The 12,686-nt window shown below is 39.2% G+C and carries 7 protein-coding genes and 1 pseudogene; 7 read left to right on the top strand and 1 reads right to left on the bottom strand.

The features are described from left to right. Positions 1-43 precede the first annotated feature (43 nt). Positions 44-463: a nucleoside-diphosphate kinase gene (locus A3EE_RS0101510; RefSeq protein ID WP_018341655.1), complete on the bottom strand. Its 420-nt coding sequence runs from the start codon at positions 461-463 to the stop codon at positions 44-46. A 149-nt stretch (positions 464-612) separates the two neighbouring features. Here A3EE_RS0101510 and A3EE_RS0101505 point away from each other — a divergent pair, with 149 nt between their 5' ends. The 7 genes and pseudogenes from A3EE_RS0101505 to A3EE_RS0101475 form a co-directional block, all read left to right on the top strand. Then, positions 613-1,653, top strand: coding sequence for a DHH family phosphoesterase (locus tag A3EE_RS0101505; protein WP_018341654.1), 1,041 nt, complete (start codon positions 613-615; stop codon positions 1,651-1,653). Continuing rightward, complete coding sequence (locus A3EE_RS0101500; RefSeq protein WP_018341653.1) at positions 1,647-2,534, top strand: FKBP-type peptidyl-prolyl cis-trans isomerase; 888 nt, start codon at positions 1,647-1,649, stop codon at positions 2,532-2,534. The genes A3EE_RS0101505 and A3EE_RS0101500 overlap by 7 nt, the downstream gene beginning before the upstream one ends. 7 nt (positions 2,535-2,541) lie before the next feature. Continuing rightward, complete coding sequence (locus A3EE_RS0101495; RefSeq protein ID WP_018341652.1) at positions 2,542-3,468, top strand: FKBP-type peptidyl-prolyl cis-trans isomerase; 927 nt, start codon at positions 2,542-2,544, stop codon at positions 3,466-3,468. 7 nt (positions 3,469-3,475) lie between these two features. Next, the gene (locus A3EE_RS0101490; protein WP_018341651.1) at positions 3,476-4,399 is read left to right on the top strand and encodes an FKBP-type peptidyl-prolyl cis-trans isomerase; all 924 of its coding nucleotides are present in this window, start codon (positions 3,476-3,478) and stop codon (positions 4,397-4,399) included. A gap of 6 nt (positions 4,400-4,405) precedes the next feature. Continuing rightward, positions 4,406-5,311: an FKBP-type peptidyl-prolyl cis-trans isomerase gene (locus tag A3EE_RS0101485; protein ID WP_018341650.1), complete on the top strand. Its 906-nt coding sequence runs from the start codon at positions 4,406-4,408 to the stop codon at positions 5,309-5,311. Positions 5,312-5,628: 317 nt separating this feature from the next. Next, the gene (locus A3EE_RS0101480) at positions 5,629-7,860 is read left to right on the top strand and encodes a helix-turn-helix domain-containing protein (RefSeq protein ID WP_018341649.1); all 2,232 of its coding nucleotides are present in this window, start codon (positions 5,629-5,631) and stop codon (positions 7,858-7,860) included. Positions 7,861-8,226: 366 nt separating this feature from the next. Next, positions 8,227-12,686: pseudogene (locus A3EE_RS0101475) on the top strand (gliding motility-associated C-terminal domain-containing protein); the annotation flags it as partial.

Genomic DNA, 12,686 nt, shown 5'->3' with positions numbered 1-12,686 from the left:
GCATTCGTCAGACCACTTTTTGTGGTCCGACGAATTGTCAACTTTAATATTTTTCAAGGTTGCTGAAGAAAAAGCTTCCTTCAATTGCCGCATTTTCATCTGAATCAGAACCATGCACAGCATTTCGTTCAAGCGATTTAGCAAACTGTTTACGTATTGTTCCTTCTGCTGCATTAGCCGGATTTGTAGAGCCGATTAATTTTCTGAAATCTTCAACTGCATTTTCTTTTTCTAAAATGAGTGCCATGATCGGGCTTTCAGACATGATCGCTTTCAAACTTGGATAAAATGGTTTGTCTGCATGCACACCATAAAATTCTCCTGCCCGCTCAGAACTTAAGTACGTTAATTTAATAGCCACGATTCTAAAACCTGCCGCCTCTATCATTTTTAAAATGCTACCACTCTGACCGTCTCTCACGGCATCGGGTTTAATCATTGAAAATGTTCTGTTTCCTACCATAGTCGTACTTCATTATTTATTCAACAAAAATAGATAAATACTTGACATTCCATAAACTAATTTGTGAAAATGAAGTGCATGCGGGTTGTTTTTTCTACTATTTCTTTTGACCTTTGTTGGCCTCATCATTAAGTTGAGACAAATACCAGATGCAGCAACAGCTGATTGAATTAAAACCGCTCTTAGAATCACCTAAGAAAATTGTTATTACAACTCACCATAAGCCTGACGCAGACGCGCTTGGCTCTTCGTTGGCATTAGCTCGGTTTCTTAAAAAATTAAATCACGATGTGCAGGTTATTGTACCTTCAGACTATCCATCTTTTTTAGATTGGATGTCAGGTAACGATGGTGTTTGGGTTTACAACGATGGTAAAGAAGAGCGTTCCGCATTATACATTGAAGCTGCGGATTTAATTTTTTGTCTGGACTTTAATGCATTGGGCCGTATCAATGAACTGGGTGAACTGGTTGGAAAATCTAAGGCGATAAAGGTTTTAATAGATCATCACCTGGAACCGCAGGACTTTGCTGATATATCCATTTCAGATACAAAGGCTGCTGCAACGGGAATTTTAATATATGAACTGATCATCGGTTTAGATGGTCGTCATTTAATGGATACCTACATTGCAGAATGCATCTACGCCGGCATTATGACGGATACAGGTTCGTTCCGCCATTCAAATACCGATCAAAAGGTTCATCAGATTATTGCAGATTTATATTCATGGAATTTAGATTCATCACGCGTACATAGATTAATTTTTGATACAAACTCCGAAGAGCGTTTACGTTTGCTGGGTTTTTGTTTGTCTGAAAAATTGGTTGTCTTGTCTGAATTGTATACGGCTTTTATGTATCTGTCTGCCGAAGAGCTTCAACGGTTTGATGCGCAGACGGGAGATACAGAAGGCCTTGTAAATTATGCACTCTCAATCGACAAGGTAGTATTTGCTGCCATGATCATTGAGCGCGAAGATGGTGTAAAAATTTCATTTCGCTCAAAGGGCGATTTTAATGTTAATGTATTTGCTCGTACTCATTTTGAAGGCGGCGGTCATAAAAACGCTTCTGGTGGAAGATCATTAAAATCTTTATCAGAAACCGTTCGCCACTTCCGCGAAATAGTATCTACTTATAAAGAAGAATTACTCGAAAACCTACGTAAAGAAAAATTTCTATGTTAAAGAAAAGTTTATCCCTGTTAGCTGGCGCATTCTTAATCGCGAGCATCACTTCATGTAATAAATTTAAAAAGACTGATAGTGGTTTAGAATATCAAATTGTAAAAGACTCAGTAGGTGGACCGTCTCCTGAAAAAGGTGGTTATATTACGTTTTGGTTTGCAATTAAAAACGACAAAGATTCTATCATAGATACTCAATTCAGTGATCCGAATCCGGTTGGAATACCTACACCGGATGCAGCGTATAAGCCAAGTATCGAAGAAGGTTTCTGGTTGCTTACAGAAGGTGATAGTGCTGAATTCTTATTAAATGCAGACTCACTTTATGGCAAGACGTTCCACAGACCATTGCCGGCAGGTATTGCAGCAGGAAGCACAGTTAAAATGGTTATCCGTATGAGCAAAGTTTATACAAAAAAGTTTATAGACTCAGTAATGGTACTTCAGGAACAGCAACAACAAAACCAAATGCTTGAAGAATCTGTTACATACCAAAAAGACAGTATCGCAATTCAAAATTATTTGAAAAAAAATAACTTAAAAGGTCAGGCTACAATTGGTGGTGCATACGTTGTTAAATTGAAAGAAAATAAATCAACGGACATATTCATTGCTCCTCTTGATACAATTCAAACAACATACTCAGGTAAATTATTGATCGAAGGAACAGAATTCGATCATTCTCCGGATGGTGAATTCTTTACGTTTGTAGTTGGTATGGGTCAGGTGATCAGAGGCTGGGATCAAGGATTTCAAAAATTAAAGCGTGGCGAAAAAGCATTAATCATCATCCCTTCTCGCTTGGGATACGGATCTAGAGGTGCAGGTGGAGCGATTCCTCCAAATTCCCCTTTAGTATTTGAAGTGGAAGTGAAGAAATAAAATTTGAATGAAGCAATTATTTATTTTTGGTCTTTTATTCTGTGCATGTAGTTTTGTTCTGCATGCACAGAATAAAAAAACCTCTTCAACAGAGGGACAATCAATACCTACTTTTTCGACTACTTCATCCGGCCTATCATACAAAATTTTAAAAGAAGGAATTGGTAAAGAGTTACCCAGTCCAGGCGGTTACATTACTTTTTGGTTTCAGATCCGCACAGACAAAGATTCAATCATTGAAAATCAATTCGACAATACAACCCCTGCTGTTTCTATTGAAACACCCATTCTATTTCACAAACCAAGCATTGAAGAAGGTTTATTATTGCTGACTGAAGGAGATAGTGCAATCTTTTTGTTGAATGCAGATTCACTTTTTCTAAATACGTTTCGTCAGGAAAGACCGGCATTTCTTAAGCCGCAAAGCACAATCAAAATGATTGTTAAAATGGGCAACGTATATTCCAAGCGCTTTGTTGATTCGGTTCGGTTTGAGGAGCAAACGCTGGCAGCCAAACAAAGAGCGGCAGCAACAGATATCGATACCAAAGACAGTATTGCGATTCAAAAATATTTGGCAAGGAAAAATCTGAAAGGAGAGCGAACTCAAGGCGGCGCATACGTAGTCATTTTGAGTACAGATCCACAAATCAAAAAGAAACTTAAGGTTGGAGACAATGTTGAAGTTGCTTATATCGGCACGTTATTGATTGAAGGCACGCTGTTTGATAGTTCCAAGGACGGTGATTATTTCAAATTTACACTTGGTGCAGGCGAAGTAATTAAGGGATGGGACGAAGGCTTGCAAAAATTGAAGCCGGGAGATAAGGCTATACTTTTAATACCATCGCGTATGGCCTATGGAGCCAGAGGTGCAGGAAGTAATATCCCTCCGAATGCTCCTTTAGTATTTGAAGTAGAAGTGAAAAAATAAAATTTGAATGAAACAACTATTCATTTTTGGTCTTTTATTCTGCACTTGCAATTTTGTTTTGAATGCGCAGAATAAAACTATACCGGCAACAAAGGATTTTGGAGCGTCCGGATTTTTAATCACTTCTTCCGGATTACAATATAAAATCATAAAAGATTCTGTTGGTGGAATCTATCCGGAAAAAGGAGGATACATTACATTTTGGTTTGATATACGATCCATCAAAGATTCTATTTTTGATAATCAATTTTCGGATGGAAATCCGGTTGGAATACCGACACCTGAAGTCGTGCACAAGCCAGGTATCGAAGAAGGACTGTGGTTACTTACCGAAGGCGACAGTGCAATATTTGTGCTGAATGCAGATTCATTATATACCAATACATTTCAGAGAGAAACTCCTTCATACGTTCCAACGGGCAGCATGATTTACATGGTCGTAAGAATGAGTAAAGTCTATTCAAAACATTTTGTTGATTCAGTAATGGCGATACAAAAGGCAGAGCAAAGGGCGGAAAGGATTGCCGAAGAAGAGGCATATCAGAAAGATAGTATCCAGATACAAAAATATCTGACCGATCATAAATTAAAAGGCGAAGCAATAGAAGGTGGCGTGTATATTGTAAAACTTAAAAAAAGCTCCAAAAAATTACCGTATATTGTTAAAGGAGAAATTGTTGAGACAAAGTATATTGGAAAACTTCTGATTGAAGGAGTAGTTTTCGATCAGTCAACCCATGATTATTTTGAATTCACAGTAGGTATTGGTGAAGTTATTAAAGGTTGGGATTATGCTTTTCAAAGACTAAGATTAGGCGAAAAGGCGTTAATACTTATACCGTCCGGTTCAGCATATGGAAATCGAGGAGCCGCCAATGTAATTCCTCCAAATGCACCTTTATTATTTGAAGTAGATATAAAAAAAGAATAATAGTATATGAATAGAATATTCTTATTAATTGTATTGATCTGCATAGGCAGTATCCAGCATGCCGTAGCTCAAAAAGGAAAAAAGGAAAAGAGCAAAAGCAAGTATGCGTTGTTTGGAGAAAAAGATGTTGCTTATGCGCCTTCAGGTTTGGCGTATAAATTCAGACAAGATATTCCCGGAAAAACCGGAAGTGTGGGAGAGGTAGTAAAACTGGACTTTAAATTGTTTAACAGCAAAGATTCAATTTTACGCAATACCATAGCGGAAAAAACCATGGTAATCACTACGATTCAAAAGCCTAAATATCCTGGTGCTTTTGAAGAGTGTCTTGCCATGCTTTCTAAAGGAGACAGCTGCGCATTCTGGCTTTCTGCCGATACATTATTTAAATATGGTATAGGTGCTGAAATGCCCGCATACATTGCGAAAGGAAGCTTTCTTCGTTTCGAAGTAAAAATGCACGACGTGATGACAATGCAAGAGTATAATCAAGAACAGGTAATTATGGCAAAGAAAGCAAAAGAAGATGAAGATGCGGTATTGGCTGCATATATTAAGAACAACAACATTCCTGCAAAGCTTGATACAGCAACAGGCGTTTACTATCAGGTTGTACAGGAAGGTCCTGGTGCTTATCCTAAAAAGGGCAACAAAGTTATCGTGCATTACACAGGATATCTCTTGAATGGAGAAATCTTCGACAGTTCAAGAGATAGCGGAACACCATTTGATTTTATTCTTGGCAAAGGTTATGTGATCGAAGGCTGGGACGAAGGCATTCCATTGATGCATAAAGGCGAAAAGGGAATTTTATATATTCCATCATATCGCGGATATGGTTCGCAGCGCGCAGGCACAATTCCTCCCAATTCAATTTTAATTTTTGAAGTTGAGTTGTTAGACATTAAGTAGTTTTTAGTTACTAGGCACTAGTTGCCAGACTAAGAAAAAGTTTATAGTTACTAGGAACTAGTAACTAGATGGTTAAACAAACAAGTCCTGTGAGAGATCACAGGACTTGTTTGTTTAAAAGCTTATTAAATCTTTACCTCTGCAACGAATAAACTTGCAACTCGCAGTAGTGCCGAACAATTCGGAACTAGTTTATCATTTGTTAAATAATTTGTCTAGTACCTGAAAACTGGTGGCTGATAACTAACATCTGGCAACTAGTACCTAGCACCTGGAAACTAATTTCATTACCTTTACTTTTCATTCGAAACTATTTCATGAGTTCTGCCATCGAACATTCGGACATCAATCTGCCATTTGATATGGCCTGTCAATTTGTGGCACATACTGCCAAATCTGTTTTTGTAACAGGAAAAGCAGGTACAGGTAAGACTACTTTTTTAAAACAATTACGTGAACACACACCTAAGAAACTTGCTGTAGCTGCACCTACAGGTGTAGCAGCAATTCATGCGGGTGGTGTGACCCTGCATTCACTTTTTCAATTACCCTTCAAACCGTTTTTACCAACAACTTCAAGTCAATCTTTTCAGCAAGAGCAAAACTTTTGTGATCAGAAATCTTTATTTACAACAACGCATTTGAGCGCAGCTAAGATTGATGTGATTAAAGAACTGGAAGTGTTGATCATTGATGAAGTGTCTATGGTGCGGGCTGATTTGCTGGATGCAATCGATACAATTTTAAGACATTACAGAGGCAATGAAAATCCATTTGGCGGATTGCAGATGGTATTCATTGGCGACTTATATCAATTGCCGCCGGTAGTTAGAAACGAAGAGTGGAATGTGATGCAATTGTATTACGATAGCCCGTTCTTTTTCGAAGCGCAGGCATTACGTGCACTCAACCCGTTAGTGATTGAATTGCAAAAAACATACAGACAAAAGGATGGAATATTTTTGGATATACTAAACCGTATCCGTACCAATGCAGTACATCCTTCAGACTTAGAACATTTAAATACATACTTTAAGCCTACGTTCCGTCCGGCACCAGGCGAGGCATACATCACGTTAACTACGCACAACGATAAAGCTGAAACGATTAATCGTTTCCAATTGAATCAGTTAAAAACAGAAGAGAAAAAATATAAAGCGTTCGTAACAGGCGACTTCAACGAACGGAGCTATCCGGTTGAATTGCAATTGCATTTGAAAGTGGATGCACAAGTGATGTTCATTAAAAATGACAAAGGAGATAACCGTAAATTTTATAATGGCATGCTTGCTGTTGTAACAGAACTGGCAGACGAATACATTATGGTGAAACCTGTTTCAGGTGCAGATGAAATGAAGGTTGAGCGTGAAACATGGAAAAATATCCGGTATCAGGCAAATAAAGAACAAGACAAAATTGAAGAAGAAGAACTTGGTTCGTTTGTTCAATTTCCTCTTCGACTGGCCTGGGCAATTACGATCCATAAGAGTCAGGGTTTAACATTTGATCGGGCTATTGTAGATGCAGGTGATTCCTTTGCAGCCGGACAAGTATATGTTGCCTTGAGTAGGTTAACATCAACAAAGGAGTTGGTGTTATATTCTAAGATCTCGCCACACAGCATTCGTGTTGACGAACGTATTTTAAAATACCTACAAGCTTCACATCCGGTTAATGAATTAGGAAGCTATCTTAAAGTTCAGCAGCAAAAATTTTTAGCCTTGTCTTTGAAAAAGGCATTTCAGTTTGACGACTTAGTGCACGAAAGCTATGAACAATACATGTATGCAGGCGAGCGACAAATTTCCGATCAGCAATTAGCCGTTGATTGTTTGAAAGCGGTACACACTTGTCTTTCAGACCTGCATAAAGTCGGACTGAAATTTATCGGAGAATTAGACCGTATTCTTCCTACTGTAGAAAAAGAAGGATATACGCATTTGCATCAGCGCGTAACGAATGCAGCAAACTATTTTGGGAATCGATTGCAAACAGAATGTATTGATCCGTTGGATGAGCACATTAAAGTGATGATCCCGAAAAAGAAAACAAAAAAATATGTAAAGGATGTGCAGTTAATTTTGCGCGTTATAAAACGGCACCATGCAAACATTGAGCAGGCAAAACTATATGCCGAAGGTTTATTGGCCGGCACAGATGTTTCTATATTGCTGAAGCAAGAGAAACCTAAAATACAGGAAGAGATACATAGTGAGGAAACTAAAACTGAAAAACCTAAAAAGGGCGAAAGTCACCGGATCAGTTTAGAGATGTTTCAAAAGGGTAAATCCTTGCAGGAAATTGCTCAGGAACGAAATTTCTCACTGAGTACAATTGAAGGTCATTTATGTTCTTTTCTTGTAACCGGAGAAGTACATATTGAACAATTGCTTGATCCTGAAACACAGAAGAAGATTACAGCAGTAATTGATGAGATTGGCCCTTTGTCTTCAAAAACAATTAAAGAGCGTCTGGAAGACACAATTTCTTATGGGCAAATAAAAGCAGCGTTAGAATTTTATAAACTATCGAATAATTCAAATCAATGAATTCGTTGCTAAGTACAATATTCTATTAATTAAAACGTTAACTTTATTTTTGAGAATACAAATTTTGCAAGTATTTGATTTTTAGAATTTTATTTTTTCATATAGCAATAAATAGTATTTAAAGGTGGATTAATTGTAATTATTTTGTTTTTCCGGTGTTACCTTTTGTATAACAAGTAGTATATACGAGTGTTATATTCTTGCGGAAGTACAATTCGTTCATAAAATAAGCAAAATAAAATTGCAACTTTTTTTATGCACATATTAAAATCCGCAAAAATTAGTGTAAATTCGTGGTTAAATACCATAGTTCTTTATTGCGTGAGAGAATTTGGTATTTAGTAAAAATTAAAATTGATTTATCTTATGTTAAAATCAAAAGGCCGTAATTGGTTGCTACTTGTTTTGTGTACCATTAGTTCATTTTTTGCTAATGCACAAAAAGATTTGGTTATTTCCGGAGGAAATACCGTATCAAGTTTCGTTTGTGAAAACAAAACAGCATTTGTTTGGGGAGATAATACCGGGAATCAATTAGGATTAAGTCCTAACCCAGGAGGTACTGTCACAACACCAACCGCAATTACAGTATTTAATGGTGTTGCTTCTGCACCAGATATCAAGCAAATAAACTCTGGTTCCGGATCACACTTTGTTGCATTGGCTTGTGCAGGTGATGTTTGGGCATGGGGTGTTAATGGTCAAGGTCAGATTGGTATAGGTACTGCAGGTGGGATAGTTACTATACCTACACGAGTTATAGCAAATGCTGCAGTTTCAACAACAAACAGACAAGCCGGAACAAACTATTTGATTAATGCTGCTGTAGTATATTCAGGAACAGTAAATTCATTTGCAATTTTGCAGGATGGAAGATTGGTTTCTTGGGGTGGAAATACAGGTACTTCTACAGCTTCTGATGGTACACCTGCCCAATCTGGTCAGTTAGGTCAGGGTCCTGGTGTAACAACAGATCAGTATACAGCTAATTATGTTCTTACTGCTGCAGGTACACCTTTAACGGGTGTAACTCAAATTTTTGCCGGTGATAACGTTGCATATGCATTGGTAGATCCGGATGGCGATGGTGTTGGTACAGTGTATTCATGGGGATTTGGATTAAACGGAACTTTGGGAAGAGATGCTAATGGTACTTCGAATCCAAATACTGGTGCAGGCGGCTTCGTTCAAAGTAGCTATGCAAAACCGGTTATTTATGGAGATGGAACACAGATGAATAATATCTCTCAGCTTCAGGCGGGTGACGTATTTGGTATTGCATTAGATGTTAATGGCTATGTTTGGACGTGGGGTAACGGTGGATGGAATAATGCAACAGGTAATACAACAATAAATACAACAAGCTCTATTCCTGCAAGAGTAATAGCAGGTAATACAACAGGTGCAAGTAATGATGGTACTTATTTGTTAGCAAAAGCAATCGGTGGTGGCCAGGGTTATGGAATGGCTGTATCAATAGATGGAAAGCCAGTTTCATGGGGAGGTAACGGATCGAATTGTGCAAATGGTGGTATGACAGGTACTGGTGCTACGAATGGTACAGCTGGTATTAAGCCTAGTTATATTCAATATGCTCCTGGACTTGTTCATAATAATGTTACGTTAATAAATAGAGGGGATACATGGGGTTTTTATGGTACTGCAAGCAATGATTTATATGCTTGGGGTTGTAATACGTTAGGCCAGCTGGGAATTGGTAACACAACCAGCCAGGCATATGCAACATTGATCAATCCTCCTAGTGGATGTAGTGTTAGGGACCCTGCACCAACCGTTAATTTAACCCCGGGTGACACTAAAGTTTGTCCAACATTTTCTTTGGTATTAAATTCTGGTTTTGTACCTAATACAGGCCTTGGGGCTAGTTATCAAATTACTTGGTACAAAGGTGCCGTTACTGCAGCTAACATAGTTAAAACAGGATTAACTTCTGTGGCGGCTAATCTAAGCTATACAGCTACGGCAGCCGATACATATACGGTAGTAATAAAATACATAGGTACAAAAGCAGGTTGTAACGTATATCCTGATGCAACGGAGGATGTTGTAATTTCAATTATTCCTGAACCAACTATTATAAAGAAAGAATATTGTGGAAACGTTGGAAAAGTTCAACTTACACCTGACCCGTCAGATCCTGCAACTGTAAAATACAATTGGTGGAATGCTGGAGGATCAAGTGGAGGAACAAATATAGGTACGTCTGTTGGTTCGGCCTTAACAACACTAGATGTTTCGAGTATCACAGCAGATGGTTCAGGCAATAAAACAGTTTATTACAGCAAAGCATCTGTTGGTTCTGGATTGGTTTTCAAACAAACTCAAACATGTTCTCCAAATTACCAGGGACAAACGAATTATAGTTCTGGTTCTTTAACTACACAATTAAGCAATGTGTATAACCAAGGGTATCATGCAGACAAAGCAATTACCATTACGTCAATGCAAATGATGGTTGAAATGGAATTACAGGATGTGGGATGTACCATGAACGGAAATACCGTTTTCCAGGTAGTTGGAGCAAAAGCCGGATCCGGAGGTTTAGTAGAAGACCCAACGGTTGTGTACGGATCTTTGTCAGTTAATTTTACCAGAACCAGAACAGCAGCTGATCCTCAAAAATTAGATCAGCAAGTAACCTTAACAGGTAGCGCACCTGTTCCGGCAAATACGAATTATTTTATAATTCTTAAAACTGTTACGGGTACTGTTACGGGTACAAGTTGTAATTTTGCAAGAATAAGTTTGGGACAATGTGAAAATGATTTAACATTCCCGATGGTTGATACATTTGATGGTGTTACCACATCAAGAACTTCTTCTTCAAATAATAATGGAGCAAACGGCGGCGGAAAAAAAGGTGGTATACCATATAATGTAACATTTGATGTTACGAATACTACACCATGCGCACGTGTCGCAGTTGTATTAGTACCAAACTGTCCGTGTTCAAAACCTACTACAGTAGCTATTACAGCACCGGCGAGTACACCAATAAGTTTGTGTCAGGGAACAGCTCAGACCTTATCCGGTACGGTAACGGTTGCTGCGGCTCCTTTGAACACTGCGTTTACGTATTCCTGGTTCAAGACAGCAGGTAGCGGTGCAAGCACAACAGTTCCGTTAACAACCGGTGCTTTATCGCCTAATCCTACAGTTGGTACAGCAACAGCAGTACCGAGCAACACAACAGCTATTACCGGACCAACCACTGGGGCGGGTACCTATGTATTACGTGTTGAAGATGGTAATACAGGAAACGCATCCTGTTATACAGAGGCAAGTGTTGTTGTAGTTGTAAATCCAACGTTGGTTCCAAGTGTAGCGATTGCAGTAGCACCAACCGGAGCAATCTGTGCAGGAGCAAGCGTAACGTTTACCGCAACGCCAACAAACGGAGGAACAACACCTACGTATCAATGGAAAAAGAATACTGTAGCAATAGCAGGCGCAACAAACGCAACATATACAACAACGACTGCAGCGAACAGCGATAGCTATACAGTAACACTTACGAGCAATGCATTGTGTGCAAGTCCAACAACAGCAACAAGTTCAGCCATTGTAATGACGGTTAACCCGGTGTTGATTCCAGCAGTATCAATCGCAGTAGCACCAACCGGAGCAATTTGTGCAGGAACAAGCGTAACATTTACAGCAACGCCAACAAACGGAGGAACAACACCTGGATACCAATGGAAAAAGAACGGTACAAATATAGCAGCAGCAACCAATGCAACGTTTACAACAACAACAGCAGCAAATGGTGATGTATATACCGTAGTACTAACAAGTAATGCATTGTGTGCAAGCCCAACAACGGCAACAAGCACAGGCATAACGATGACGGTTAACCCGGTGTTGGTTCCTGCAGTATCAATCGCAGTAGCACCAACCGGAGCAATCTGTGCAGGAGCAAGCCTTACGTTTACGGCAACGCCAACGAATGGAGGAACAACACCTACATACCAATGGAAAAAAGGTGGTGTAGCAATAGCGGGAGAAACAAACACAACATATACAACAACAACTGCTGCAAATGGCGATAGCTATACAGTAACATTAACAAGCAATGCCTTGTGTGCAAGTCCACTGACAGCAACAAGCACAGCAATCGTAACAACAGTTAATCCGGTATTGGTACCTGCAGTATCAATCGCAGTATCCCCAACCGGAGCAATCTGTGCGGGAGCAAGTGTAACGTTTACTGCAACGCCAACAAACGGAGGAACAACACCAACATACCAATGGAAAAAGAATGGTACAAATATAGCGTCAGCAACAAATGCAACATATACAACAACGACAGCAGCAAACGCTGATGTTTATACCGTAACACTTACGAGCAATGCCTTGTGTGCAAGTCCACTGACAGCAACAAGCACAGGCATTACGATGACAGTTAACCCGATCTTACCTGTTAGTGTAACAATAGCAACACCAAGTACAACGATCTGTGCAGGAACAAGTGTAACGTTTACAGCAACACCTACGAACGGAGGAACAACACCAACGTATCAGTGGAAAAAGAACGGTACAAATATAGCGTCAGCAACAAATGCTACGTATACAACAACAACGGCATTAAACAACGACAGCTACACAGTAGTTCTGACAAGCAATGCAACGTGTCCAAGTGGTAACCCTGCAACTTCAAATGCAGTAGTTATCACAGTAACAACAGTTGTAACACCGGCCGTAACGATCACAGCAGCCCCGGCAGGAGCGATCTGTGCAGGAGCAAGTGTAACGTTTACAGCAGTTGGTGGTAACGGAGGAACAGCACCGACGTATCAATGGAAAAA

Source organism: Cytophaga aurantiaca DSM 3654, from assembly GCF_000379725.1.
Classification (GTDB): domain Bacteria; phylum Bacteroidota; class Bacteroidia; order Cytophagales; family Cytophagaceae; genus Cytophaga; species Cytophaga aurantiaca.
Note: the sequence above shows the minus strand (reverse complement) of the source record. Positions and strands in the feature narration are given on the sequence as shown.

Bases quoted from the DNA above. Each gene is read 5' to 3' on its own strand.
- A3EE_RS0101490 (WP_018341651.1), top strand. From the start codon at position 3,476: ATGAAACAACTATTCATTTTTGGTCTTTTATTCTGCACTTGCAATTTT.
- A3EE_RS0101495 (WP_018341652.1), top strand. From the start codon at position 2,542: ATGAAGCAATTATTTATTTTTGGTCTTTTATTCTGTGCATGTAGTTTT.
- A3EE_RS0101505 (WP_018341654.1), top strand. From the start codon at position 613: ATGCAGCAACAGCTGATTGAATTAAAACCGCTCTTAGAATCACCTAAG.
- A3EE_RS0101510 (WP_018341655.1), bottom strand. From the start codon at position 463: ATGGTAGGAAACAGAACATTTTCAATGATTAAACCCGATGCCGTGAGA.
- A3EE_RS0101480 (WP_018341649.1), top strand. From the start codon at position 5,629: ATGAGTTCTGCCATCGAACATTCGGACATCAATCTGCCATTTGATATG.
- A3EE_RS0101500 (WP_018341653.1), top strand. From the start codon at position 1,647: ATGTTAAAGAAAAGTTTATCCCTGTTAGCTGGCGCATTCTTAATCGCG.
- A3EE_RS0101485 (WP_018341650.1), top strand. From the start codon at position 4,406: ATGAATAGAATATTCTTATTAATTGTATTGATCTGCATAGGCAGTATC.